Consider the following 26,604-nt stretch of genomic DNA (forward strand, 5'->3'; position numbering starts at 1 on the left):
GCTGGGCTGCGAAGCGGCCCCAAAGGCCACAACCGAGTAGCATCAGGCATACAATAGTCGAAGGTTTTACGGCTGCTGCGCAACCGAGCGGGAGCAAGCTCCCTCGCCACAGTTCAGCGGTGTTCTGAAGGTTTACAGGGAATCAGTGCCGCTCCAGCGCATTCACCAGGTCATGGAACGCTTCACGGTTGGAATCGTTCAGGCCCATGAGGATCTTGTGCGCTTCGAGCACTTTGATACGCACCACTTCTTCAGACTGATCCTGATCTGGCAGGTCATCCAGGCATTCCGGGCACGGCACAGGCTTGTCAACGATGTTGAACACCTGCTCGAAGCCCATGGATTGCAAAAGACGGGTAATGTCTTCGTGGGTGGTGACGACGGTCGGCAGCAGGCCGACCTTTTGCCGCGAAAGGATCGACAGCTTGGCCAAAAGGCCCAGGGTGGTGCTGTCGATGCTGCGGGTTTCGGTCAGGTCGATCACGATGGCGTTGAAGTTCAACGCCGTGAAGATCCGATCAATAGTCGCATCCAACGCCGAACACAGGGTCAGGCGAACTTCACCGACGAACTTCAGGACAAAGGTGCCGTCCTGCTCGGCGAACTGGATTCTACCGGTACTCATTGAAGATTCCTGCTCAACACCAACAGGGCGATATCATCCGGCATCTCCCCTAGCGTGGCCAATCCAAAAACCTGCCGCAGACCATCCAGGCTGCCGCCCGCTGCCTTGACCCGTTGGGGCAACGCAGCTTCTTTTTCTTTGAGTGTGGGTTCTGGCAAAAGGTCCAGAATGCCATCAGACATCAGCGTCAGGCTGAACGTCGGCGGCAGTTCCAGCACGTGGTCTTCGTAGGTGGCCTCGTTGAAGAGGCCAACCGGCAAACCACGCCCTTCCAGATAACGAACACTGTCGGGTGTGTACAACACTGGCAACGGCAAATGACCGCCGATGCTATAGGTCAACAAACCTGTCTCCTCGTCGATGACTCCACCGACCATTGTGACGTGCTTACCCAGCTTACAACTGATCAGCCCCCGGTTGATATGACCAAGGACTTCTGAAGGCTTGAATTCCGGCAATGTGCCGCTGCGCTTCGATTCGAACAGCAGGCGCGTGGTCATGAACTTCAGCAACACCGTAACGAAGGCTGAAGAGGCGCCATGACCGGAAACGTCGGCCAGATAGAACGCGACTCGACGCTCGTCCACCCGGAAATAGTCGACAAAATCACCCGACAGATACAGAGACGGGATGATCTGGTGGGCGAACTTGAACTCGTCAATGGTCCAGGGGCTGACCGGCAGCATGTTCATCTGTACCTGGCGACCGGCGTTCTGGTCTTCCTGGAGCAGGTTAAGGCTGGCGGCGAGTTCGCGGTTGGCCTTCTCCAGCTTCTCGCGGTAGCGCTGGTTTTCCAGCAGCAGACGCGCTCGATCCAGGGCTCGACGCACAGAGTGCTCGAGCACGGCCAGATCTTCGAGAGGCTTGATCAGGTAATCCGCCGCACCGAGGCGCAAAGCCTCGACCGCATCGTTCATCACACCGGCACCGGATACAACGATCACTGGCGTCTGCGGCGCGAGTTCGGTGACCTGGCGAATGAGTTCGAGTCCGCCCATCTGTGGCATGCGCAGATCGCAGATGACCAAGTCGGGCTTGTCTTGCTCGAATACCTGAAGACCCTGCTGGCCATTGCTGGCCTGCAAGACGCTGAAACCACTGTCTTCCAAATAGGCGGCGAGGCTCGCGCGCACTACTTCGTCATCATCGATTATCAGCAGCGTGGCACTGGTTTTTGGCATGTGGGCAAACGGCGCCAGAATTAGGTTGGCGTAGCGGCTCGGATTTTAGCCCGGCTCACACTACTGGATTCGCTTCTAGCCTCTCTGTTGCACTGTTTTCGAGCATTCGCCCTATTCGCATGTACACCAGAGGTGCCCTTCTAAGGCGCAGACGGTACTCCCATCCGCGAGGCGTTTCAAGCTCACGCCGATGGTCGCTTGACATCCATCCATGTCAAATCACCGGGAGTTATAAAAACCGCCAGAACCGAAACTCAATGTAAGGACCGCAGTCGCTCAAAAACGCAGAAGGCGGCTCGATGGCCGCCTTCTGTCTTAACCGGTAAAGATCAAAAATCGTCTTCAACCTGACCGTCTTTCACCTTGAATTCACGGTTCTGCAAGTACGCATTACGAATGAAGGTGTACTTGTCACCCGTGATCAGCTTCTCGGACGACAACAGGTTCGCGCGAGTATCGACGATGTTCAGACCGAAGATCGAGTTACGCACCGGCACATCGTTGATATAGCGGTACGGGCCGGTGTAACCGTCGACATACTTCGACGGCGCATCACGCAATGTGCTCGGCCCCAGCAGCGGCAGCATCACGTATGGACCACTGCCGACACCCCAGTAACCAAGCGTCTGGCCGAAGTCTTCGTCGTTGCGTTGCAGGCCCATCTTGGTACCGACGTCGAAGAAACCGAGAAGGCCGAAAGTGGTGTTGAAGATCAAACGAGCGGTGTCGACACCGGCCGCCGCAGGTTTGGCCTGCAAGATATCGTTGGCGAGGTTGGTCACTTCACCGACGTTGCGGAACATGTTGTGGATGCCGTCTTCAAGGAACTGAGGCGTCACGAACTGGTACCCCTGGGCCAAAGGCTTCAGGGCATAAGTGTCGAGCACGTCGTTGAATTTGTAGATCGGACGGTTGATGCTTTCCCAAGGGTCGTCTTCCGACGCTGCCTGGGCAACGAACGGAACCAGCAACGCGCTGGCACACACACAAAGCTGAGCGAAATGGTTGCTCCAGCGCATATAAAAACTCCTTGGATTGTACCGTCGCCTAGGACTGAGCCGGGCGCAAAGACCGCTAGTATAAGATGTAAAGGCTACTTTAGGCAGCATCCCCCTTGGGTGCGCTCGGGATTCGTGTGGCTGTCATCGATTCACCTCCGTGTCACTCAACTGTCATCGCTGCCCGCTAGCCTCGAGGCTATTTCAGGGTCGTCGACATGCCGCACGCCGAAACCAAGCCTCAATCTGCGCCAAACCTGACGGCCGTGCTGTTCGGGCTCAGTGGTTGCCTGGTGGATTTCGGCGCTCATACGCGTCTGAACGGCAGTCATTCAGTCGAGCACACCGAAGCCACTCCGGGCGCCCTCGAAAGCCTGCACAGTTTGCAGCGCCAACAAATACCGTGCGCATGGCTTGATGAGCTTTCGCCGGCCATCAGCCGATCCCTGGCGATTGCGTTGCCGGCATGGATCAAATCTTCGCAACACTCTGCAACAAACAACCCCTGGCCGGCTCCAGATGCCTGCTGGCGAGCATTGATGGCACTGAATGTCGAGAGACTGGACGGCTGCGTGCTGGTCAGTGGCGAACCGCGTCTTCTGCAATCGGGGCTGAACGCCGGATTGTGGACCATCGGGCTGGCGTCCTGCGGTTCGCTCTGCGGCTTGTCACCCGCACAATGGCAAGCCCTGTCCCAGCAGGAACGGGATATCAGGCGCGGCAAGGCGACCCTGCAACTGTTTAGCCTGGGGGTGCATTCGGTGATCGATCATCTCGGTGAACTCGACACCTGCCTGGCAGATATCAGCTTGCGCCGGCTCAAAGGCGAAAAGCCCTGATTGCGACCCTATGAAGCATGCAGGTTACGCAGGAGTGGATTAATCTTAAGGTCAGCCATAGACCTTTGGCGCATCGCTGCGGTCTATGCCAGTGCCATTTGAGAGAAGGAAGAACGCCATGCCTGCCCGCGAACTGCAAGAACAGCTCAATGCCCTGCGCGAGCAATTGGAACAGAATCCTCCGCTGTCCGAATCCGAGCGCGAAAACCTGCACGAACTGATGCAACAGATCGAACTCAAGCTCGAACTCGAGACCAAGACCCAGGACGCCAGCCTCGCCGACGGTGTCAACCTGGCCATCGATCGCTTCGAACTCGAACACCCTACCCTTGCCGGCACCTTGCGCAATATCGGCCAGGCCCTGGCCAACATGGGGATCTGACCCGCCAAACGCAAAAAGCCCCGCTAGCGATAGCGGGGCTTTTTAATGTCTGCTGCCTGAAATGCAGTCCACTGTAGCAGCGAGCCTGCTCGCGATGACGGCGTGTCAGTCGACATCAATGGTGTCTGACATACCGCTATCGCGAGCAGGCTCACTCCTACAGGGTTTCGTTACTGACGGACCAGGCGATGGTTCGGCAATTGAACCTCTTCAGTGCTGCGGTACGGGTTGATGTCCAGCCCGCCACGGCGCACATAACGCGCATACACCGTCAGTTTTTCCGGCTTCAGCAAGCGCTGCAGATCGAGGAAAATGCGCTCTACGCACTGTTCGTGGAAGTCCGAGTGCTGGCGGAAGCTGACGATGTATTCAAGCAAACTCGCGTGATCCAGCGCCGCGCCACGGTAATCCACCACCACGCTGCCCCAATCCGGCTGGCTGGTGACCGGGCAATTGGATTTGAGCAAATGGCTGTGCACGCTCTCTTCAACAGTGCGCGAGTCATCACACCGCAGCAGTTCCGGGCGCGGATGCTCGTAGTTGCTGACGCTGATATCCAGTTCGTCGATGCACACGCCGGGCAGCGCCACGACGCCTTCGGCTTCGACATCCTTGAGACTGCGAACGCGCACGCCAACCGGTTTGCCGGCAGCGGCCGACAGGTCTTTGACCAGCGTCGCTTCGAGGGTTGCGGTGTCGGCGAACGGCGTCTGGTTCAACGAGTTGAGATAGAGCTTGAAGGATTTCGACTCGATGATGTTCGGCGAATCCGCCGGAATACTGAACTCACCGATCGCCACCACGGGTTTACCCGAGGGCAACAACCACGACAGCTCGAAACAGTTCCAGAAGTCGACGCCTTTGTAAGGCAAGGTTTCAGCCGTCAAGCCGAGTTCGGCCCACTTCGCGGTACGCGGGATCGGGAACAGCAAGGACGGCGTGTAAGTGGCGATGTATTCGCTGGATTTACCCAGCGGCGAGTGTTCGGCTGCGGGATGCATGGCGGAAACCTGACTGAAGAATCAGCGGATTCTATCAGCCTTTGCTTGCGCCTTTGAGTGCTTACTGACTGACAGTCAATTTGCCGACCATGCCGGCCTGGTAATGACCGGGGATATTGCAGGCAAATTCGAGGTGAGTGGCCTTGTTGAAGGTCCAGGTCAGTTCGGCTGTTTTCCCCGGCTCCACCAACACACTGTTGGGATCGTCGTGTTTCATGCCGCCCTTCATGTCATGTCCCATCGAACTGTGATCCATACTGGCCATTGCACCGTGGTCCATTTCTTTCACCCCAGTAGGCGTGAACATGCCACTTTGCTGCATTTGCACCATTTCCTGCTGGTGCTTGGCATGCATCGACGCGTCACCCAGGTTGAATTCGTGCAGCAATTGGCCTTTATTCACCAGCACGAAACGCACGGTCTCGCCAGATTTGATCGCAATGCTCCCGGGGGTGAACGACATGTCACCCATTACCACTTCAATGCTACGGGTCGCCTTGGCGGCAGAGGCCGGCTGGCCAAAATCGTAAGGGTGCGCCGGCGCAGCCCATGCGGGCGAAGTCAGCGCCATCAAACCCGCGACTGCCGCCAGCGTTTTGCGCAAAAACATAGTCATACTCCAACCAGGTAAGGTTCAGCCTGTGCAAAACTCTAAACGGCGATCACTGCCCGCAACCTGACAGCCAGATTACAACTTTGTCAGGTGGGCCCGCGCCGTTGACGCCCACGGTATAAAGCCTTCTCAATTGACCCGAGCCACCCATGAAACTGCTGATCGTCGAAGACCAACCGAAAACCGGCCACTACCTGCGCCAAGGCCTGGCCGAAGCCGGGTTCAACACCGAACTGGTGGCCGACGGCAACACAGGCCAGCAATTGGCATTGAGCGGCGATTACGCCTTGTTGATTCTCGACGTGATGCTGCCAGGTCGCGATGGCTGGCAGATTTTGCAAGCCGTGCGCAGTGCGGGTCTTGATACACCGGTCCTGTTCCTGACCGCGCGGGATGCGGTGGAAGACCGGGTCCATGGCCTGGAGCTGGGCGCCGACGACTATCTGGTGAAGCCCTTCGCTTTCTCCGAACTGTTGGCACGGGTACGCAGCCTGTTGCGCCGTGGCAGCGCATCGCCCCAGGAAACCAGCCTGCAACTGGCCGATCTGCGCCTGGACCTGATACGCCGTCGGGTAGAACGCAACGGCCAGCGCATCGATCTGACGGCCAAGGAGTTCGCCCTGCTGGAAATGCTCCTGCGTCGCCAGGGTGAAGTCTTGCCCAAATCGCTGATCGCTTCCCAGGTCTGGGACATGAATTTCGACAGTGACACCAATGTCATCGAGGTGGCGATCCGCCGATTACGCCTGAAGGTCGACGATGAATTCCCCAACAAACTCATCCACACCGTGCGCGGCATGGGTTATGTGCTCGAGGAGCGCCCTGCCTGATGCGTCGACTATCCTTGAGCAGTCGTCTGGCGTTGTTGTTCGCGGCATGCACGGCTGTGGTTTCGCTGTTCGCCGGGGTGTTGTTCAGTCGTGCCAGCGAAACGCACTTCATTGAACTCGACCAGCAATTGCTGGATGGCAAGCTGATTGGCCTGCGCCGCGCGCTACACGAAATTCAATCGAGTGACAGCAAAATCAAACTGGCCGATGAGTTGAGCCGCCAGGCTGACCTGTCACTGCGCATCACCGGAAGCGATGGCAAGCGCTGGTACGACAGTTCGGCAAGCCTGCCCGACAATCTCCCGCAACAATCGGGGCTGTCGACAATCAACAACGACGGTACCGATTACCGCGTCCTGAATGCGCCACTATTTACCGACAAGCCCGACTCGCCGCAGTTGACTCTGTTGCTGGACATCACTCACCACCAGCATTTCCTGCAACGCATGCAGCACCTGATCTGGCTGACGGTGGGTCTATCGGCCCTCGCCACTGCACTACTCGGCGCCTGGGCCGCACAAAGCGGTTTGCGGCCGTTGCGGCGCATGAGTGCGGTCGCCAAGGGTGTTTCGGCACAATCGCTCAACGCACGCCTGCCCGAAGCGAACATGCCGCCGGAACTGGCGGAACTGGCCCACCACTTCAACGCCATGCTCGGGCGCCTCGACGACGCCTTTCAGCGGCTATCGGCGTTCTCCGCTGACATCGCCCATGAACTGCGCACTCCACTGTCGAACCTGTTGACTCACACTCAAGTCACCCTCACCCGCCCCCGGCCCATCGAAGATTATCGAGAAGCACTGCACAGCAACCTCGAAGAACTGCAATGGATGGCGCAACTGGTCAATGACATGTTGTATCTGGCGAAAGCCGATCATGGCCTGCTGATGCCCCAGTGCGAACCGTTGGAATTGGCCGACGAAGTCGATTTCTTGCTGGATTTTTTTGCGCCGTTGGCCGAAGACGCGCAGATCAGTTTAAGTCGCGAAGGCCGCGCCCTCATAATGGGGGATCGCAATATGCTGCGCAGGGCATTCTCCAACCTACTGGACAATGCGCTACGTTTTACACCGCCAGACGGTCAGATCCGAGTGGTTATCGTCGACTCGGCTGACAGTTCGATTCTACGTTTTGAAAACACCGGTGATCGTATTCCCGATACCCTGCTTCCACGCTTGTTCGATCGTTTCTATCGTGCGGATCCAGCGCGGCGAAAAGACGACAGTGAACACGCAGGACTGGGTCTGGCAATTACCCAGTCAATTGTCCATGCGCACGATGGTGAAATCTCCTGCACATCCAGGCAACAATCGACTTCATTCATAATTCAGTTCAACAAGCGCGCATAGTGCCTGCGCACAGCCAACACATAGTTCATTACAAACAACTCCACTCGATAGCTCCTCATTAAATCATCCTCGCTATATAGTTTTTTCACTCCTTACCAAGAGTTCACGAATACCTATTGCGAGAATAAAACCATGGAAGAAAAAACAACCGCAACACTGGTAGCTCAGACAATGCTCGCCAGTGACTTTAACGCACAACTTGGCAACCGAGGTGCTTTCGCAGACGACAGACCTCGCATCACGATCATTGCTGGAGGCGCGTTGATACTGACCGCCGCGCAAAACAACGCCACGTCCCCGCATGCCCAGTTGTTTTATTTCGGCTTGAATCCAAACATTCGTAGTGGCACCCACACGATTCCTGGGCCAATGATAACAAGCCTGGTCTATCAAGAAAGAAAGGAAAGTCAGTGGACGTCGTTCGGTGCCATAGAGGGTTCAATGACACTGGAACTGGATCAAGTGCGTAAACGTTTTAAAGCGACATGCTCGTTTACTGTTAAAAACATCAACGAATCAATTGAGGGTGTTGCCAACATGGATGTTTATATTAGCGAGTGGCCAACAGCAATCTGATTGAGCAACACTTTTGCAGCAAGCGACGCTCCTGCCGGAGCGTCGCTTGCACTGGTAATCCTTATGAATACCGCAACGCATGCGCCGGCTCGATCTTCGCCGCTCGCCACGCCGGGTAAACCGTGGCCAGGAAGCTCAGGACAAACCCCGCGGTGCAGATCAACGCAACATCAGCACCTTGCAACTCGGACGGCAAGTTGCTGACGAAGTACACATCGGAACTGAAGATGTGCTGCCCGGTTACCCGCTCTACCCAGCCAACCATCTCGCTGACGTTCAACGCCGCGATCACGCCGAGCACACCGCCAATCAGGGTGCCGACGATACCGATAACCGTGCCCTGCACCATGAAGATCGCCATGATCTGCCGTGGCGTGGCACCGATGGTGCGCAGGATCGCGATGTCCGCGCCCTTGTCGTTCACCACCATGATCAGGGTGGCGATGATGTTGAACGCCGCCACCGCAACGATCATCAGCAACAGCAGGCCGATCATGGTTTTTTCCATTTTCATCGCGCTGAACAGGCTGCCCTGGGTGTGAGTCCAGTCATCGGCCTTGTAGGCGGCACCGAGCCCGGTGGCGATATCGCCCGAGACTTTTGGCGCAGCGTACAAATCCTTCACCGCCAGACGCACGCTTTGTACCTGGTTCGGCTCCCAATGCTGCATCTGCGCGGCATCGGCAAGGTGGATCAGCGCCATCGAGCCATCCAGCTCGGCACCGACCTTGAACACACCGACTACATTCAGACGCTGCATGCGCGGGGTAATCCCACCCGGTGCAGTGCTGACTTCCGGTACGATCAGGGTGATTTTGTCGCCGACGTTCAGGCGAAAGCGCCGCGCCGTGATCTCGCCGATCACGACGCCGAACTCACCCGGCTTCAAGGCATCGAGACGCCCCTGGACGATGTGCTTGGCGACGATCGACACCTGGCCTTCCAGCGCCGGATCAACGCCGCTGACCTGGATCGGCTGCATCGTGCCCTTGTAGGACAGCATGCCTTCCATCTCGGTGAACGGCACGGCTGCGGTCACTTCCGGGTTTTTCATCGCGGCCGCCGCGACCGGCTGCCAATCGTCGATCGGGTTTACACCGACGATGGTGGCGTGCGGCACCATGCCGAGGATGCGCGAGCTCATTTCACGCTGGAAGCCGTTCATCACCGACAGCACCACGATCATCGCCAGCACCCCCAGGGCGAGGCCGATCATCGAAGTCATCGAGATGAAGGAAACGAAGCGATTGCGGCGCTTGGCGCGGGTATAGCGCGTGCCGATAAAGATCGATAACGGTCTGAACATTCGCTGGGGCACCGTATAAAAATAAAAGACCCGAGGCCTGTTCAGGCCTCGGGTTTCAATCCGTCAGATGGGCGTCAGGCAACCTTCCTGCAAGTGCAGGACGCGGTCCATCTGGCGGGCGAGGTTCATGTCGTGGGTCACCACCAGGAACGCTGTGCGCATCGAGGTGCTGAGTTCCAGCATCAAATCCTGAATGCCTTCGGCGGTGTGTGAATCGAGGTTGCCGGTCGGCTCATCGAGCATCACCAGACCCGGATTGTTCACCAGAGCCCGGGCAATCGCCACGCGCTGCCGCTCGCCACCGGACAACTCGGCCGGTTTGTGCTCCAGGCGATGCCCCAGCCCCACCCGCTCCAGCAACGCCGTGGCACGCTGGCGCGCTTCGGGGATCGCAGTCTTGCCGATCAGCAGCGGCATGCAGACGTTTTCCAGCGCGGTGAATTCCGGGAGCAAGTGGTGAAACTGGTACACAAAGCCAAGCGCGCGGTTACGCAGCAAACCGCGCTTCTTCTCGCTCAGCGCCGAGAGTTCTTCACCGTCGAGCCAGACGCTGCCCGTTGACGGCGTATCCAGACCACCCAGCAAATTGAGCAAGGTACTCTTGCCCGAACCCGACTTGCCGACAATCGCTACACGCTCACCCGGGTGCAACTCCAGTTGCAGACCGGCCAGTACCTCAACCGACTCCGGGCCTTCCTCGTAGGACTTGCCCAGGCTGCGGCAGCTCAAGATTGCTTTTTCACTCATGCCCGACTCACTCATAACGTAGCGCCTCCGCAGGCTGGGTGCGCGCGGCACGCCAGGCTGGATACAGGGTGGCGAGAAAACTCAGGACCAACGCCGCAGAGCAGACCATCACAACGTCCTGGCTCTGCACCTGCGACGGCAGGTAATCAATGAAGTACACGTCGGCGTTGAGAAACTTGTGCCCGATCAAGCCTTCGAGGGCGGAGATCGCGGCACTGACGTTCAACGCAGCGAAGATCCCGACCACCGCGCCGATCGCCGTGCCGACCACACCGATGACCGTGCCTTGCACCATGAAAGTGCGCATGATCGTGCCCGGCGTGGCACCCAGCGTGCGAAGGATCGCGATGTCGCCCTTCTTGTCGTTCACCACCATCACCAGGGTGGAAATGATGTTGAAAGCGGCGACGGCAACGATCAGCAGCAGCAACAGGCCGATCATGGCTTTTTCCATGCGGATCGCCTGATACAGGTTGCCGTGGGTGCGCGTCCAGTCGCGGGCGTAGAAATGATCCTCGCCGAGCTCCCGGGCAATATTCCACGCGGTACGCGGTGCCTGGAACAGATCATCGAACTTCAGGCGCAGGCCCTGGACCTGATCCGGTTTCCAGCGATGCAAGCGCGCCAGGTCCTGAAGGTTGGTGATGCCCAGGTAACCATCGAGTTCGCCCGCGCCAACGTGGAAGATGCCCACCACGGTAAAGCGCTTCATGCGCGGGAACATCCCGGCCGGGGTCACCGTGACTTCGGGCGCCACGAACGTCAGCTTGTCGCCAACCGCCGCACCGAGTTTCGCCGCGGCCTTGTCACCGATGACAATGCCGAACTCGCCTGGCACCAGGTCGTCGAGTTTGCCCTGCTGCATGAAGTGATCGATGATCGACACCTGACGCTCCAGCGCCGGGTCAATGGCATTGAGCAGTACTTTCGAGACCTTGCCGTTGTTGGTCAGCAAACCCTGCATTTGTGTAAATGGCGCTACGGCCGTCACCTGCGGGTTCTGCTTGACCTTGGCGGCCAGGCTTTGCCAGTCGCTGATGGCTTCACCGGATTCGATGGTCGCGTGGGGCACCATGCCCAGCACGCGGGTGCGCATCTCATGATCGAAGCCGTTCATGACCGACAGCACGACGATCATCACGACCACGCCGAGGGCGAGCCCGATCATCGAAGTCAGGGAAATGAATGACACAAAATGATTGCGACGCTTTGCACGGGTGTAACGCGTGCCGATAAATACGAAGAGAGGTCTGAACATGTCGGGGCTTGTTCGGAGGGAAAAGGAACGTCCTTGTGGCGGGGGTCGATAACCAGCTTTACACTCAGACCACCGCCGCTACCATGGGTTCGCCATGTCGACATTAGATGAAGAAGATCGCCGCGAATACTACCGTATCGAGGACACGATCGCACTGGAAATTCGGCCCCTGTCCGCTACCGAAGCCACAGGCCAGGAAGTGTTGCAGGATGCTTCCCCACTCTTCAACCTGCTCAGCGAATTGCACCTGAGCGAATTCGAGTCGCAGCACCTGTTGCGCCAGATCAATGAGCGCGACCGCAACATCGCCGCGTTCCTGAAGTCCCAGAACAAACGCATCGATTTGCTGAGCCAGGTCATCGCCCTGACGGTGCTCGGGCAAATTGGCGAACCGCAGCCGGTGATCATCTCCGAGGGTGGCATCGACTTCCAGCACCCCACGCCAATCGCCGCCGGCTCTCGCCTGTCGGTCAAGCTGGTACTGATGCCACAAGCCTTGGGTTTGTTGCTGCGCGCTCGGGTCACTCATTGCGACCGCAAGGGCGATGGTTTTGACGTCGGCACCGAATTCGAACACCTGACCGACGCCCAGCGGCAACTGTTGGCCCGGCATATCTTGCAAAAGCAGGCCCAGGAACGACGCCTGGCCCGCGAACAACTCGAATCAGGCAATTAATTTAAGGAAGAACCGTGACCCTCATCTACGGCCATCGCGGCGCCAAGGGCGAAGCACCGGAAAATACCCTGACCAGTTTTCAGGAATGTCTCAAGCACGGCGTGCGCCGCTGCGAACTGGACTTGCACCTGTCCAAGGACGGCGAGCTGATGGTCATCCACGACCCGACGCTCAAACGCACCACCGACCGGCGCGGCAAGGTCGCCGAGCACACGGCCGCCGAACTGGTGACGTATGACGCGCGCAAGGGTGGCCCTGGCTGGATCAAGCCGTGCCCGATCCCGACCCTGGAAGAGCTGTTCGAAAAATGCGATTTCGAGCATTGGCAACTGGAAGTCAAAAGCGCCTCACGCACCCGCGCCGCGACCACCGTTCTGGCGATCCGCGAAATGGCGCAACGTCATGGTTTGCTGGACAAGGTGACAATCACCTCAAGCTCCCGTGAAGTGCTCAAGGCCGCGCTGGACCTGGTGCCGGACGTTTCCCGTGGCCTGGTGGCCGAGTACGCCTGGCTCGACCCGTTGAAGGTCGCGGCAAGCTATGGCTGCGAGATTCTGGCGCTGAACTGGACCCTGTGTACGCCGGAACGCCTGCAAAAGGCGCAGCGCCAGGGGCTGCATGTGTCGGTATGGACAGTCAACGAGCCCGCGCTGATGCGCAGACTCGCCGACTTCGGCGTTGACAGCCTGATTACAGACTTTCCCGGTTTGGCCACTGCCACGCTCGAGAATTGCTGAAATCGGTCTCCCCGGCCGGCTCAGGCCACCGGCCGGAGCCGCTCAAAAAAGCCGGTTGAGGCCATCGTACGCCGCGACCCGATAGGCTTCGGCCATGGTCGGGTAGTTGAACGTGGTGTTGACGAAATACTTCAGGGTATTGAGTTCGCCCGGCTGGTTCATGATCGCCTGGCCGATGTGCACGATCTCCGAGGCCTGATAACCGAAGCAGTGCACGCCCAGCACTTCCAGGGTTTCGCGGTGGAACAGGATCTTCAGCATGCCTTGCGGCTCGCCGGCGATCTGCGCACGCGCCATGCTCTTGAAAAACGCCTTGCCCACTTCGTACGGCACCTTGGCCTGGGTCAGCTCTTGCTCGTTCTTGCCGATCGAGCTGATCTCCGGAATGGTGTAGATGCCGGTCGGCACGTCGTTGACGAAACGCCAGCTGCCATTGTCGACGATACTGCCCGCAGCGGAACGGCCCTGGTCATGGGCAGCACTGGCCAGGCTCGGCCAGCCGATCACGTCACCGGCGCCATAAATGTTCTGGATGCCGGTGCGGTAATTTTCATCGACTTCGATCTGGCCACGGCCATTGACCTTCACGCCAATGTTTTCCAGACCGAGCTGATCGGTGTTGCCAGTACGGCCATTGCACCAGAGCAAGGCATCGGCCTTGATCTTCTTGCCGGACTTGAGGTGCAGGATCACGCCGTTGTCCACGCCTTCGACGCGGTCGTAGTCTTCGTTGTGGCGAACCGTGATGTTGTTGTTGCTGAAGTGGTAGCTCAACGCCTGGGAAATTTCCGAGTCGAGGAAGCTCAACAACTGGCCACGGTTGTCCACCAGTTCAACCAATACACCCAGACCACTGAAGATCGAGGCGTATTCGCAACCGATCACGCCGGCGCCATAAACGATGAGTTTGCGCGGGGTGTGGCCGAGGCTGAGGATGGTGTCGCTATCGTAGATACGCGGGTGGTGGAAATCGATGTCCGCCGGGCGATACGGACGCGAGCCGGTGGCGATGATGATGTGCTTGGCCACCAGTTTCTCGACCACTCCATTGGCGCAGACCACTTCGATGGTTTGCTCGTCGGCGAAGCTGCCGGTGCCGAAGAACACGTCGACGCGATTACGGGCGTAGTAGCCGGTGCGCGAGGCGACTTGTTTGGAGATGACTTTTTCGGCGCTTTTCAGCACGTCCGGGAACGAGAACCAGCGCGGCTCACCAATGGCCCGGAACATCGGGTTGGTGTTGAACTGCATGATCTGCCGGACCGAGTGACGCAGTGCCTTGGACGGGATGGTGCCCAAGTGAGTGCAGTTGCCGCCGACCTGGCGACGGCTATCAACCATCGCCACCTTGCGCCCTGCTTTGGCGGCGTTCATTGCCGCGCCTTCTCCCGCCGGGCCGGAACCCAACACCACCACGTCGTAGTTGTAGACAGCCATGCGTACTCCTCAGAACAGGCCGTGGCGCCATCGGCACCTGCGGCTAAATCACGCCAATCTGTGGCATGAAGGAACAATTTGGGGCCAGTGCAGAACCCGGACACAGTCTATAGAAGCGTCAACGCCGCGCACATTAACCCTTGGTCGCGTCGTAGGCTAGTTTTGCCTGCACTACAACGCCACTTTTCAGTGCTTGAAGCGCCGCAGTCATTCGGTTTTTCCAGCGTTGATGCGTTCAAAAGCGTGACTGGTACGTGTGACGAATCCTGTATCGGCACGGATCACAAAAAATGCGCCGATACCGTGTTTTTCCGCGTAATCCCAACCGCGCTCCGGGCCGAGTATCAACAACAGCGTCGATAAGCCATCGGCCATCAACGCCGAAGGATGAATCACTGTGACCGACGCCAGTGTGTGTGCGACCGGTGTACCGGTGCGGGCATCGAAGGTGTGGGAATAACGCTTTCCATCCTGCTCGAAATAATGGCGGTAGTCGCCGGAAGTGGACAGGCCGTAACCGTCGATGGAGACAATGCGCTCCGCCACCTGCAGATCATCTCGTGGTTCTTCCAGTGCGATACGCCATGGCGAACCGTCGGCCTTGTTGCCGGAGGCTTTGAGTTCACCCGTGACCTCGGCGAGATAGTCGTGGATGCCCATCGCCTCGAGCCTTGCGGCAATCGTGTCCACCGCATAACCGGCGGCGATGCTGTTGAAGTCGACCTCGACGGCGGCGTCCTTGCACAACTGGTCGCCGTCGATACGCAGATGGGCATATCCCACGCGCTGCCGCACTTCGGCAAGCGCTTGGGCGGTTGGAACTTTTTCCTCGCGAGCCTGAGGGCCGAAGCCCCAGAGATTGAGCAGCGGCTCCACGGTCAAATCGAACGAACCTTCACTTTGCGCTGACAGCTGCTCGCCGACGCGAACCAATTCGAGAACCGGCGCGGGCATTTTCTGACAACTGTCGACGGGCAACCGGTTGAAGCGTTCGATATCGGAGTCGCTTCGGTAAGTCGACATTTGCCGATCCACTTCGGCCAGGATCTTTTCGACTTCGACCCGAACCTCTGCCGGAGCGGGAATACCGACGTGACGAACGTATTTGATCGAATACGAGCTACCCATGGTCTGGCCGCCAAAGCTTTCCATGGCGTCGCCATGACCGCAGCCCGCTAATGCCCCGAACAACAGCAGATGCACCCAATGCCAACCTGTCAACAAGCCCGACACTCCCGAAGACATCCCCTGACACCGCGCCAGAGCCCATCATTATGCATGTCCCTGCAAGGGCTGCCCTGCCTGCCCTTCCAGACACTGCACAAACAAAAACGCCCCGACCAAAGCCGGGGCGTTTTCATCTGCAGCTAAAGCTTAGCGCGGGAATGCTGGCGGGTTTACACCGGCCATGTCTTCCATCACGCGAACCACCTGGCAGCTGTAACCGAATTCGTTGTCGTACCAAACGTACAGTACAACGCGGTTGTCTTGGGTGATGGTCGCTTCAGCGTCCACAACGCCTGCGTGGCGAGAGCCAACGAAGTCGGTGGAAACCACTTCCTGAGAGCTGACGTAGTCGATCTGCTTGTGCAGATCCGAATGCATGGCCATCTGGCGCAGGTATTCGTTGATCTCTTCGCGCGTGGTGGCTTTTTCCAGATTCAGGTTCAGGATCGCCATCGACACGTTTGGCGTAGGAACGCGAATCGCGTTACCGGTCAGCTTGCCCTTCAACACAGGCAATGCCTTGGCAGCCGCTGTGGCAGCACCGGTCTCGGTGATAACCATGTTCAGCGGCGCGGCGCGGCCACGACGGCTGCCCTTGTGGAAGTTGTCGATCAGGTTCTGGTCGTTGGTGAACGAGTGAACGGTTTCGACGTGGCCATTGACGATGCCAAACTTGTCGTTGACTGCCTTGAGCACCGGCACGATGGCGTTGGTGGTGCAGGAAGCCGCCGAGATGATCTTGTCATCAGGGGTGATGTCGCCATGGTTGATGCCGTGCACGATGTTCTTCAGCGCGCCCTTGCCAGGTGCGGTGAGGATCACGCGGGCAGCGCCCGGGCAGGCCAGGTGCTGGCCCAGGCCATCGGCGTCACGCCATACACCGGTGTTGTCGACGATCAGCGCGTTTTCGATGCCGTACTGGGTGTAATCGACTTCGGCCGGGCTCTTGGCGTAGATAACCTGGATCAGGTTGCCGTTGGCGGTGATGGTGTTGTTGGCTTCATCAATGGTGATGGTGCCATCGAACGGGCCATGAACCGAGTCACGACGCAGCAGGCTGGCACGCTTGACCAGATCGTTCTCGGCGCCCTTGCGGACAACGATGGCGCGCAGGCGCAGGCCGTCGCCACCACCGGTTTTCTCGATCAGGATGCGCGCCAGCAGACGGCCGATACGACCGAAGCCGTACAGGACAACGTCAGTGCCTTTGCGGGCGGAAGCGTTCTGCTGGCCAACCACGTCAGCCAGTTCTTCACGAACGAACTGCTCGGCAGTACGGTCTTTGCCTTCGGCCTTGAATTTGGCCGCCAGCTTGCCCAGGTCAACCGAAGCGGCGCCGAGCTTGAGCTCGCTCATCGCTTTGATCAGCGGGAATGTTTCGTGGACGGACAGCTCGGAATCGTCGGACTGACGGTGACGAGCAAAGCGGTGAGCTTTGAGAATCGCAATGACTGAACGATTGATCAGGCTGCGGCCATAGATCGAGCTCACCACGTTGTTATTGCGGTAGAGCTGACCGATAAGCGGAATCATCGCTTCTGCGAGTGCTTCACGGTCGATCCATTCACCAAGACACTGGTCGGGCTTCTGAGTCACGGGAACCTTCCACATGTAGGGGCAGAAAAAAGGGGCTACATTATGCCGCCGAGTGACGCGTGTAGCAATGCGCGCCTGTCGTGCGACCCGTAACATTTTCCTGTTCAAAAAAATTGCGCAGCGCTAAAGCCCAGTAAAACCGGGGCTTTCAGAAGAGTCAATTTTTTGGAGATATCGTTACCTTGTCCGTAACCCTCCGTAACACCCTGACGTTTTACCACTACATAATTGGATTTTTCCGTTAAAAAACCACGGTATTTTGTCTTTACCACTACATTTCACCAAACCTGCGTAATAGACACAGTCTGCAACTGACAGGCGGCACTCCGGGCCGCTACAATTACCGACTTTGTCGCAACGCTTGGAGCTCAACCTTCCGTGCCCGTTCTGCGTCTACCGCTTCTCCCTGCCGCGGCAGGTAAACAGCACTGGGGCAACCTGCCCGGTGCCGCCCTGAGCCTGGCCATTGCCGAGGCCGCCAGCGCTGCCAAGCGCTTCACCCTGCTGCTTACAGCCGACAGCCAAAGTGCCGAACGACTGGAACAGGAGCTGGGGTTCTTCGCCCCGGATTTACCTGTGCTGCATTTCCCCGATTGGGAAACGTTGCCCTACGATCTGTTCTCGCCGCACCAGGACATCATTTCCCAGCGCATCGCCAGCCTGTACCGGCTTCCGGAACTGAGCCATGGCGTGCTGGTGGTGCCGATCACCACGGCCCTGCATCGCCTGGCGCCGACCACCTTCCTGCTGGGCAGCAGCCTGGTGCTGGATGTCGGGCAAAAGCTCGACGTCGAGCAAATGCGCACCCGACTTGAAGCCAGCGGTTATCGCTATGTCGATACGGTGTACGAACACGGCGAATTCACCGTGCGCGGTTCGCTGATCGATTTATTCCCGATGGGCAGCAAACTGCCGTACCGCATCGACCTGTTCGACGATGAAATCGAAACCCTGCGCACCTTTGACCCGGAGAACCAACGCTCCATCGACAAGGTCGATTCGGTCAAGCTGCTGCCGGCCAAGGAATTCCCGCTGCAAAAAGAAGCGGTCACTCGCTTCAAGGCGCGCTTTCGCGAACGCTTCGATGTCGATTTCCGGCGCTGCCCGATCTTCCAGGACCTGAGCAGCGGTATCACTCCCGCCGGTATCGAGTATTACCTGCCACTGTTTTTTGAAGAAACCTCGACCCTGTTCGATTACCTGCCCCAGGACACGCAAGTGTTCTCGCTGCCCGGCATCGAACAAGCCGCGGAGAACTTCTGGAACGACGTACGCAATCGCTATGAAGAACGCCGCGTCGACCCGTCCCGTCCTTTATTACCGCCCGCTGAACTGTTCCTGCCGGTTGAAGATTGCTTCGCACGCCTGAAAAACTGGCCGCGCGTAGTGGCCAGTCAACAGGATGTAGAAAGCGGCGCTGGCCGCGAACGCTTCCCCGCCCGGGAGTTGCCGAACCTGGCGATCGAAGCCAAGGCAACCCAACCGCTGGCGGCACTGGCGGGCTTCCTCGATCAGTTCCCGGGCCGTGTGCTGTTTACCGCGGAATCCGCCGGCCGTCGCGAAGTGCTGCTGGAACTGCTTGAGCGTTTGAAGCTGCGACCAAAAACCGTCGATAGCTGGCCGGACTTCGTCGCCGGTAAAGAACGCCTGGCAATCACCATCGCACCGCTGGATGAAGGTTTGTTGCTGGACGATCCAGCCTTGGCGCTGGTGGCCGAAAGCCCGCTGTTCGGTCAGCGAGTAATGCAGCGTCGGCGCCGCGAAAAGCGCGCCGACGCCAACAACGACGCCGTCATCAAGAACCTCACCGAGCTGCGTGAAGGCGCCCCTGTAGTGCATATCGACCACGGCGTCGGGCGCTATCTCGGGCTCGCGACACTGGAAATCGACAGCCAGGCCGCCGAATTCCTCGCTCTGGAGTACGCCGAGGGCGCCAAGCTCTACGTGCCGGTGGCCAACCTGCACTTGATCGCCCGCTACACCGGCAGCGACGACGCCCTCGCCCCGCTGCATCGCCTCGGCTCCGAGACCTGGCAGAAAGCCAAGCGCAAGGCTGCCGAGCAAGTACGCGATGTCGCAGCCGAGCTGCTCGACATCTATGCCCGTCGTGCCGCCCGCGAAGGCTACGCCTTTGCTGACCCGAAAGCCGATTACGCCACCTTCAGCGCCGGTTTCCCTTTCGAAGAAACCCCCGACCAGCAAACCACCATCGAAGCCGTGCGCGAAGACATGCTCGCACCAAAACCGATGGACCGACTGGTCTGCGGTGACGTGGGTTTCGGCAAGACCGAAGTGGCGATGCGCGCCGCGTTCATCGCCGTGCATGGCGGTCGCCAGGTAGCGATTCTGGTGCCGACCACCCTGCTCGCCCAACAGCATTACAACAGCTTCCGCGACCGCTTCGCCGACTGGCCGGTGACCGTGGAAGTCATGAGCCGCTTCAAGTCGGCCAAGGAAGTGAACGCGGCAGTGGCGGATCTCGCCGAAGGCAAGATCGACATCGTCATCGGCACACACAAGCTGCTGTCCGACGATGTAAAAATCAAAAACCTGGGGCTGGTGATCATCGACGAGGAACACCGATTCGGTGTGCGCCAGAAAGAACAGCTCAAGGCCCTGCGCAGCGAAGTCGACATTCTCACGCTGACCGCCACGCCGATTCCGCGCACGCTGAACATGGCGGTATCGGGCATGCGCGACCTGTCGATCATTGCCACGCCACCGGCCCGACGCCTGTCGGTGCGAACGTTTGTCATGGAGCAGAACAAGAGCACGGTCAAAGAAGCCCTGCTGCGTGAGCTGCTGCGTGGCGGCCAGGTCTATTACCTGCACAACGACGTGAAAACCATTGAAAAATGCGCCGCCGAACTGGCTGAGCTGGTGCCGGAAGCAAGGATCGGCATCGGTCACGGGCAGATGCGCGAACGCGAACTCGAACAGGTGATGAGCGACTTCTACCACAAGCGCTTCAACGTGCTGATCGCCTCGACCATCATCGAGACCGGCATCGACGTGCCGAGCGCCAACACCATCATCATCGAGCGTGCCGACAAGTTCGGCCTGGCCCAGCTGCACCAGTTGCGCGGCCGGGTCGGTCGCAGTCACCACCAGGCGTACGCCTACCTGCTGACGCCGCCGCGCCAGCAAATCACCGCGGACGCGGAAAAGCGCCTGGAAGCGATCGCCAACACCCAAGACCTCGGCGCGGGCTTCGTGCTCGCCACCAACGACCTGGAGATCCGTGGCGCCGGCGAACTGCTCGGCGACGGACAAAGCGGGCAGATCCAGGCAGTCGGTTTCACGCTGTACATGGAAATGCTCGAACGCGCGGTGAAGTCGATCCGCAAGGGCGAGCAGCCGAACCTCGATCAACCTTTGGGTGGTGGCCCGGAAGTCAACTTGCGCGTACCGGCGTTGATTCCCGAAGACTATCTGCCGGACGTTCACGCCCGCCTGATTCTCTACAAGCGCATTGCCTCGGCCACCGACGAGGAAGGTCTCAAGGATTTGCAGGTGGAAATGATCGATCGTTTCGGTTTGCTGCCGGAACCCACCAAGAACCTGATGCGCATCACCGCCCTGAAATTGCAAGCCGAGTTGTTGGGCATCAAGAAAGTCGATGGCGGCCCACAAGGGGGGCGCATTGAATTCGCGGCACAAACGCCGGTGGACCCGCTGACCCTGATCAAACTGATCCAGAGCCAGCCAAAACGCTACAAGTTCGAAGGAGCCACGATGTTCAAGTTCCAGGTTCCGATGGAGCGCCCGGAAGAGCGCTTTAATACTGTAGAGGCGCTGTTCGAGCGCCTCATTCCGAAAACTGCTTGAAGGACGCCGCATGCGCCTGTTTCGCTCACTGACCCTGCTGATGACTTTGGTCGCACCTACGGCGTTTGCCGATGACCTGTATCAGGTCGAAATGATTCTGGTCCGTCAAAACGCCGTGCCGGCGATTGTCAGCCGTGCCGCACCGGAAGACTGGGATGCCGGCGCCAAGCGCATCGACCCTGACAGCTTTCGCACGCCGAGCCTCAATCCAGAAGTGGAAAAGCTCACCGCCAGTAACGACTACAGCGTCCTGATGCATAAAGCATGGCAGCAGACGCTGGGAGAAACACCGGTCAAGGTGGCGATCAGCGATGGCAAGGAGCAGTTCGGTCAGTTCCCTATCGAAGGCACCCTCGATCTAAAACTGGGGCGTTTCACCGATGTTGACGCCGACTTCTGGGTCAATCAGTTCAACGCCGATGGCCTGGTGACCGCCAGCGAACGCCTGAAACAGGAAAGTCATACCAAAAACGGCCAACTGAACTTCCTCGACGCCGGCCACCTCGGCCTGCTGATCAAGATCACTTCATTGACGGCGCCCGCCCCGCGGGAAGCCCCTGAAGTCGTCCCTGACTGATTGAAGTCCCCATGTCCGCGACCCTGAGCAAACCCCTGGCACCTTCCTGGGTCAGCCGATTCAAGGAACAGAGCCTGGAGCGTGGCCGCCGCTACGCACTGGAAAATCGCGTCAGGATCGTCGAAGCCGGCGACGCCACCATCATCGCGGCTTGCGAAGGCTCTGGCGGTAACGTTTACCGTCAGACCATTCGCCTGCGTGAGTCGGCCAAAGGCACCCTGCTGATGGTCGATGCCATCTGCTCCTGCCCGGTTCACAGCAACTGCAAACACTGCGCTGCGGTACTGCTGCAAGTACAGGAGACCCTCGCCTACCCCGCTGCCGCCAAAGACGCCGAACTCCTGGAAAAACTTCAAGCCGTGCTGGAAAACCGTAGCCCCAAGGCCCCGCCGCAAGTCATGGTGGACAACGTGCAGCCAGTGCCGCGCCTGTGGCTGGCGAGCATAGAGTTCAGTGCCTTCGAGCCGCGCAATGGACGGATGCAGCGCTACATCCAGCATCGCGCTGCGCTGTCTTTCAGCTATCTGGACGAATACGTTAGCGGGCAGAAAAACACTGACATCCTGATTCGCCAGGAAACACAGACGCTACGGATAAAACGTCAGCCGGAAGTGGAACAGTCCTACCGCGAACAGCTACGGATCCTCGGCTTCAAAATCGCCACCCGGCAGAGCAAGGCCCTGCCGGAAAGTGCCGGCGAGCTGTTCGAGATGGTCAATGACAGCGCCTGGCTGACCTTCACCCTCAACGATCTGCCCAAGCTTCGAACCCAGGGCTGGGAGCTGCAGATCAACGAGGACTTCGGCTTCGACCTGACGGCCGTGGATGACTGGTACGCCACGGTCGAGCAAACACCGGAACGGGACTGGTTCGACCTGGAACTGGGCATCATCGTCAACGGCGAGCGACTGAGCCTGCTGCCCATCCTGCTGAACCTGATGCGCTCGCACACCGAGCTTCTCAACCCGGAACGTCTGGCTCGGCGTCGTGACGACGAACTGATCCTGGTGAACATTCCAAACCGGCCGAATTCCGAGTACGGCCCCCTGCAAGTCGCCCTGCCTTTCGGTCGCTTGAAACCGGTGCTGGCAACGCTCGGCGAGTTCTATCTGCAAGAGCCGGGCGAAACCACCTTACGCCTGAGCAAGGCCGACGCCACGCGCCTGAATCCGCTGGAGGACCTGCCGCTGCTCTGGGAAGGTGGCGAGCAGATCCGCACCTTTGCCCAGCGTCTGCGCGACATCAAGGATTACACCGCCACCGTCCCCGAAGGCCTGAACGCAACGTTGCGCCCCTATCAGCTTGAAGGCTTGAGCTGGATGCAATCGCTGCGGCAGCTGGAGGTTGGCGGGATTCTCGCGGACGACATGGGCCTGGGTAAAACCCTGCAAACCCTGGCGCATGTGCTCACCGAAAAAATTGCCGGCCGCCTCGACCGCCCGTGCATGGTGGTGATGCCAACCAGCCTGATTCCCAACTGGCTCGACGAGGCGGCGCACTTTACGCCGCAGCTCAAGGTCCTGGCTTTGTATGGCGCCAGCCGCAAAAAGCATTTCGAGCATCTGGCGAATTACGACCTGATCCTGACCACCTACGCCCTGCTGCCCAAGGATGTTGAACGTCTAGCCGCACAGCCGCTGCATGTACTGGTGCTGGACGAAGCGCAATACATCAAGAACCCGAACAGCAAGGCTGCACAAGCGGCCCGGGAACTGAACGCCCGTCAGCGCTTGTGCCTGAGTGGCACCCCGCTGGAAAACCACTTGGGTGAGCTGTGGTCGCTGTTTCACTTCCTGTTGCCAGGCTGGCTCGGCGACGTGAAAAGTTTCAATCGTGATTACCGCGTACCGATAGAAAAGCGCACCAGCGAAGTAAGACTTCAGCACCTCAACGGTCGGATCAAACCTTTTCTGTTACGCCGAACCAAGGAACAGGTTGCTACCGAGCTGCCGCCGAAAACCGAAATCATCCACTGGGTCGAACTCAACGAAGCCCAGCGCGACATGTACGAAACCATGCGCCTGGCCATGGACAAGAAAGTCCGCGACGAGATCACCCGCAAAGGCGTGGCTCGCAGCCAGATCATCATTCTTGAGGCGCTGTTGAAGCTGCGCCAGGTGTGCTGTGATTTGCGCCTGGTCAACGACGCCACCCTACCGACGCGCGGCAGCACGTCAGGCAAGCTCGACAGCCTGATGGAAATGCTCGAAGAATTGTTTGAGGAAGGCCGAAGGATTCTGCTGTTCTCGCAGTTCACTTCAATGTTGTCGCTCATCGAAGACGAACTGAAAAAACGCGGGGTGGACTATGCGTTATTGACGGGCCAGACCCGCGACCGACGGACACCCGTGAAAGATTTTCAAAACGGCAAGCGTCAGATTTTTCTGATCAGCTTGAAAGCAGGTGGGGTCGGCTTGAACCTGACGGAAGCGGACACCGTGATTCATTACGATCCGTGGTGGAACCCGGCGACGGAAAATCAGGCAACTGACCGCGCCTATCGTATCGGCCAGGAAAAGCCGGTTTTCGTCTACAAGCTGATTGCACGCGGCACGGTCGAAGAGAAAATTCAGCACCTGCAGAAGGAAAAATCCGACCTTGCGGCGGGGGTGCTGGACGGGCGTCAGGCTGGGGACTGGAAACTGCAGAGCGATGATATCGAAGCGTTGTTTGCGCCGTTGCCGGATAAGCTGGAGAAGCGCTGAGATTTTCAGCAGCTCAACTCCCCCTCTTCGCGAGAAGGTTCGCGCCAACAGTGATTCATGTCGGCTTCAATATCAAAGCCAAGCAAAAATCAAAATGTGGGAGCGAGCCCGCTAGCGATGGGGGGCTATTCGATTCAGTCGTCAACCAATCAATTGAGCTTCTTTGAGCGCTCCGACGGCAGCCAGCCAGCGTGGATCCTGACGATATTCAGTGCTCGCGAACGATTGCCCGCGCATCCGAGCGATGCGTGCGGAGGGCTTGACCTTCAGCCTTTGCGCGGCACTCAGGGCCAACTCGGCCGCAGCACGATCGTTGCACACCAGGCCCATGTCGCAACCCGCCGTCAGCGCCGCCTCAATGCGACTCGCGGCATCGCCCACCACATGGGCGCCTGCCATGGACAGGTCGTCGCTGAAAATCACACCATCGAACTGCAACTCACCGCGCAGGATGTCCTGCAACCAGCGACGGGAGAAGCCCGCAGGCTGGGAATCGACTTGCGGGTAAATCACGTGGGCGGGCATGACAGCGGCCAATTGCTTGCTCAATCTGGCGAACGGCACCAGGTCGTTGGCACGGATGTCGTCAAGACTGCGTTCATCGTTCGGAATTGCGACATGGGAGTCCGCCTCAGCCCAACCGTGGCCAGGGAAATGCTTGCCGGTGGCCGCCATGCCGGCGCTGTTCATACCGCGAATGAACGCGCCAGCCAACAGCGCTGCACGCTCGGGATCACCTTCGAACGAGCGTGTACCCACTACTGCACTGCGCTGGTAATCAAGGTCAAGCACCGGTGCAAAGCTCAAGTCCAGGCCAACGGCAAGGACTTCGGTGGCCATGATCCAGCCGCACTGTTCGGCCAGGAATTCGGCATTCGGGTTATCGGCGATCGCACGCATGGCGGGCAACCGAACGAATCCCTGACGCAGTCGCTGAACTCGTCCGCCCTCCTGATCCACCGCCAAAAGCAGGTCAGGACGAACGGCACGAATCGCTGCGCTCAGTTCCCGCACCTGGCGCGGATGCTCGATGTTGCGGGCAAAAATGATCAGGCCACCCACTTCAGGTTGACGCAACAGTTGGCGATCTTCAGCCGTCAGCCAGGTACCGGCGACGTCCACCATCAACGAGCCTTGCAGGCCAGCAGTCATAGAGATTCCTTGATAACGATAAACCCGGCTCGCGCCAAATCGCCACCGCAGGCAGTGCCCGGTTGATCGGCGACATTATTTGGCAGCGGGAGCAGAACGAGAGTCGGCATGGGCGGCTAGCTTAGCGGATGTAAGCAGCCGCGCCCACCCGTAAGCGGTCAAACCTTGGCGGCAACCGGTGTCGATTTGCTGCGCGGACGCAATTGTGCGGTAGCCATGGCGGTGTCGGTGACACCTGATTCGGCACGCATGCCGGCGGCGAGGAACGGCACCATCAGGCGCATGACCTGCTCGATGGAGGTGTTCACACCAAAATCGGTCTCGGCAATGGCGCGCAAGGCCTTGATCCCGGACATGCTGAAGGCTGCCGCACCCAGCATGAAGTGCACGCGCCAGAACAGCTCGATCGGTGGGATACGCGGCGCAGCTTCATTGACCAGCATCATGTAACGGCGGAACACCTTGCCGTACATGTCTTCCAGGTAGCGACGCAAATGCCCCTGGCTCTGACTGAACGCCAGACCCAGCAAACGCATGAAGATGGACAGATCGTTACCGCTGCGAGGCTGGACCACCAGCGCTTGCTCGACGAGGATTTCCAGGAGTTCTTCGAGCGTCGGCTTGTTTTCAGGCTTGGCCTGACGACGCTCAAGCTCTTTATCGAGACTGATGCAGAACGGCCCGAGGAATCGTGAGAAAACCGCTTGGATCAGCGCCTTCTTCGATCCGAAGTGATAGTTCACCGCCGCCAGATTGACACCGGCCTTGCTGGTGATCAGACGCAACGAGGTTTCAGCGAAACCTTTTTCCGCGAACAACTGCTCGGCAGCATCAAGGATGCGTTCAACGGTTTCCGACTGGGCCATGGCTACTCCGCCTGACAAACACTTGTTTGAAACATACGTTTCAGCCTGTGCCTTGTCAAGCCTGGCAGTCCGTTTTGGGAACGGTCAGTCAGATATTT

23 protein-coding genes are annotated in these 26,604 nt (G+C 58.8%); 10 read left to right on the top strand and 13 right to left on the bottom strand.

The features are described from left to right. Nucleotides 1–142: 142 nt before the first annotated feature. From rssC to D8U69_RS10155, 3 genes are all read right to left on the bottom strand, one after another. Complete coding sequence (gene rssC, locus D8U69_RS10145) at nucleotides 143–625, bottom strand: anti-sigma factor antagonist RssC (RefSeq protein ID WP_056857042.1); 483 nt, start codon at nucleotides 623–625, stop codon at nucleotides 143–145. After that, nucleotides 622–1,806: a two-component system response regulator RssB gene (gene rssB / locus D8U69_RS10150; RefSeq protein WP_056857041.1), complete on the bottom strand. Its 1,185-nt coding sequence runs from the start codon at nucleotides 1,804–1,806 to the stop codon at nucleotides 622–624. Before rssB ends, rssC begins: the two co-directional genes overlap by 4 nt. Nucleotides 1,807–2,135: 329 nt before the next feature. Then, nucleotides 2,136–2,825 carry a VacJ family lipoprotein gene (locus D8U69_RS10155; protein ID WP_056857040.1) on the bottom strand — a complete coding sequence of 230 codons (690 nt, stop codon included), beginning with the start codon at nucleotides 2,823–2,825 and terminating at the stop codon, nucleotides 2,136–2,138. 197 nt (nucleotides 2,826–3,022) lie between these two features. On the opposite strand from D8U69_RS10155, the gene D8U69_RS10160 reads away from it, so the two are divergent. Both D8U69_RS10160 and D8U69_RS10165 read left to right on the top strand, forming a co-directional pair. Then, entirely contained in the window at nucleotides 3,023–3,643 is a 621-nt protein-coding gene (locus D8U69_RS10160; RefSeq protein WP_056857039.1) for a phosphatase, read from the top strand. A gap of 118 nt (nucleotides 3,644–3,761) precedes the next feature. Next, nucleotides 3,762–4,025, top strand: a complete 264-nt coding sequence (locus D8U69_RS10165) for a DUF4404 family protein (protein ID WP_056857038.1) — start codon at nucleotides 3,762–3,764, stop codon at nucleotides 4,023–4,025. A gap of 170 nt (nucleotides 4,026–4,195) precedes the next feature. On the opposite strand, the gene queF is transcribed toward D8U69_RS10165, so the two are convergent. Then, nucleotides 4,196–5,026, bottom strand: a complete 831-nt coding sequence (queF, locus tag D8U69_RS10170; protein WP_056857037.1) for an NADPH-dependent 7-cyano-7-deazaguanine reductase QueF — start codon at nucleotides 5,024–5,026, stop codon at nucleotides 4,196–4,198. Nucleotides 5,027–5,087: 61 nt separating this feature from the next. Further along, the gene (locus D8U69_RS10175; RefSeq protein WP_130907240.1) at nucleotides 5,088–5,636 is read right to left on the bottom strand and encodes a cupredoxin family protein; all 549 of its coding nucleotides are present in this window, start codon (nucleotides 5,634–5,636) and stop codon (nucleotides 5,088–5,090) included. A gap of 152 nt (nucleotides 5,637–5,788) precedes the next feature. On the opposite strand from D8U69_RS10175, the gene D8U69_RS10180 reads away from it, so the two are divergent. The 3 genes from D8U69_RS10180 to D8U69_RS10190 all read left to right on the top strand — a co-directional run bounded on the left by D8U69_RS10180 (nucleotide 5,789) and on the right by D8U69_RS10190 (nucleotide 8,394). Further along, a complete protein-coding gene (locus tag D8U69_RS10180; protein WP_056857035.1) occupies nucleotides 5,789–6,469 on the top strand; it encodes a heavy metal response regulator transcription factor in 681 nt (226 codons plus the stop codon). Next, nucleotides 6,469–7,818, top strand: coding sequence for a heavy metal sensor histidine kinase (locus tag D8U69_RS10185; protein ID WP_130907241.1), 1,350 nt, complete (start codon nucleotides 6,469–6,471; stop codon nucleotides 7,816–7,818). Before D8U69_RS10180 ends, D8U69_RS10185 begins: the two co-directional genes overlap by 1 nt. A 132-nt stretch (nucleotides 7,819–7,950) precedes the next feature. Further along, on the top strand, nucleotides 7,951–8,394 hold the full coding sequence (locus D8U69_RS10190) for a hypothetical protein (protein WP_130903724.1): 444 nt from the start codon (nucleotides 7,951–7,953) through the stop codon (nucleotides 8,392–8,394). Nucleotides 8,395–8,455: 61 nt separating this feature from the next. Here the strand turns inward: D8U69_RS10190 and D8U69_RS10195 are convergent, their stop codons facing one another. The 3 genes from D8U69_RS10195 to D8U69_RS10205 form a co-directional block, all read right to left on the bottom strand. After that, nucleotides 8,456–9,700, bottom strand: a complete 1,245-nt coding sequence (locus D8U69_RS10195; RefSeq protein ID WP_056857032.1) for a lipoprotein-releasing ABC transporter permease subunit — start codon at nucleotides 9,698–9,700, stop codon at nucleotides 8,456–8,458. A gap of 63 nt (nucleotides 9,701–9,763) precedes the next feature. After that, nucleotides 9,764–10,447 carry a lipoprotein-releasing ABC transporter ATP-binding protein LolD gene (gene lolD, locus D8U69_RS10200; RefSeq protein WP_177336614.1) on the bottom strand — a complete coding sequence of 228 codons (684 nt, stop codon included), beginning with the start codon at nucleotides 10,445–10,447 and terminating at the stop codon, nucleotides 9,764–9,766. A gap of 7 nt (nucleotides 10,448–10,454) precedes the next feature. Continuing rightward, nucleotides 10,455–11,705, bottom strand: a complete 1,251-nt coding sequence (locus tag D8U69_RS10205; RefSeq protein WP_056857030.1) for a lipoprotein-releasing ABC transporter permease subunit — start codon at nucleotides 11,703–11,705, stop codon at nucleotides 10,455–10,457. Between the two features lie 94 nt (nucleotides 11,706–11,799). Here D8U69_RS10205 and D8U69_RS10210 point away from each other — a divergent pair, with 94 nt between their 5' ends. Both D8U69_RS10210 and D8U69_RS10215 read left to right on the top strand, forming a co-directional pair. Next, nucleotides 11,800–12,381, top strand: a complete 582-nt coding sequence (locus tag D8U69_RS10210) for a PilZ domain-containing protein (RefSeq protein ID WP_056857029.1) — start codon at nucleotides 11,800–11,802, stop codon at nucleotides 12,379–12,381. Nucleotides 12,382–12,395: 14 nt separating this feature from the next. Next, nucleotides 12,396–13,118 (top strand): glycerophosphodiester phosphodiesterase family protein, encoded by a 723-nt coding sequence (locus D8U69_RS10215; protein ID WP_056857028.1) that lies wholly within the window; start codon nucleotides 12,396–12,398, stop codon nucleotides 13,116–13,118. Between the two features lie 42 nt (nucleotides 13,119–13,160). Here D8U69_RS10215 and sthA read toward each other — a convergent pair whose 3' ends face one another. The 3 genes from sthA to D8U69_RS10230 form a co-directional block, all read right to left on the bottom strand. Beyond that, nucleotides 13,161–14,555 (bottom strand): Si-specific NAD(P)(+) transhydrogenase, encoded by a 1,395-nt coding sequence (sthA, locus tag D8U69_RS10220; protein ID WP_053161582.1) that lies wholly within the window; start codon nucleotides 14,553–14,555, stop codon nucleotides 13,161–13,163. Between the two features lie 207 nt (nucleotides 14,556–14,762). After that, nucleotides 14,763–15,707, bottom strand: coding sequence for an FAD:protein FMN transferase (locus D8U69_RS10225; RefSeq protein ID WP_241668648.1), 945 nt, complete (start codon nucleotides 15,705–15,707; stop codon nucleotides 14,763–14,765). Between the two features lie 222 nt (nucleotides 15,708–15,929). Further along, nucleotides 15,930–17,393 (bottom strand): glyceraldehyde-3-phosphate dehydrogenase, encoded by a 1,464-nt coding sequence (locus D8U69_RS10230; protein ID WP_056857026.1) that lies wholly within the window; start codon nucleotides 17,391–17,393, stop codon nucleotides 15,930–15,932. A gap of 363 nt (nucleotides 17,394–17,756) precedes the next feature. Here D8U69_RS10230 and mfd point away from each other — a divergent pair, with 363 nt between their 5' ends. From mfd to D8U69_RS10245, 3 genes are read left to right on the top strand one after another with little or no spacing between them, the layout of a single operon-like run. Then, a complete protein-coding gene (mfd, locus tag D8U69_RS10235) occupies nucleotides 17,757–21,206 on the top strand; it encodes a transcription-repair coupling factor (protein WP_130907243.1) in 3,450 nt (1,149 codons plus the stop codon). Nucleotides 21,207–21,216: 10 nt separating this feature from the next. Further along, nucleotides 21,217–21,783, top strand: a complete 567-nt coding sequence (locus D8U69_RS10240; protein ID WP_056857024.1) for a CsiV family protein — start codon at nucleotides 21,217–21,219, stop codon at nucleotides 21,781–21,783. An 11-nt stretch (nucleotides 21,784–21,794) separates the two neighbouring features. Then, entirely contained in the window at nucleotides 21,795–24,488 is a 2,694-nt protein-coding gene (locus tag D8U69_RS10245; protein WP_130907244.1) for a DEAD/DEAH box helicase, read from the top strand. A 141-nt stretch (nucleotides 24,489–24,629) separates the two neighbouring features. Here D8U69_RS10245 and nagZ read toward each other — a convergent pair whose 3' ends face one another. Next, nucleotides 24,630–25,640: a beta-N-acetylhexosaminidase gene (gene nagZ / locus D8U69_RS10250; RefSeq protein WP_130907245.1), complete on the bottom strand. Its 1,011-nt coding sequence runs from the start codon at nucleotides 25,638–25,640 to the stop codon at nucleotides 24,630–24,632. A 158-nt stretch (nucleotides 25,641–25,798) separates the two neighbouring features. Beyond that, the gene (locus tag D8U69_RS10255) at nucleotides 25,799–26,506 is read right to left on the bottom strand and encodes a TetR/AcrR family transcriptional regulator (protein ID WP_056857021.1); all 708 of its coding nucleotides are present in this window, start codon (nucleotides 26,504–26,506) and stop codon (nucleotides 25,799–25,801) included. Nucleotides 26,507–26,604: the final 98 nt, after the last annotated feature.

Origin of the sequence: Pseudomonas sp. Sample_16, from assembly GCF_004307665.1 — a bacterium.
Lineage (GTDB): Bacteria > Pseudomonadota > Gammaproteobacteria > Pseudomonadales > Pseudomonadaceae > Aquipseudomonas.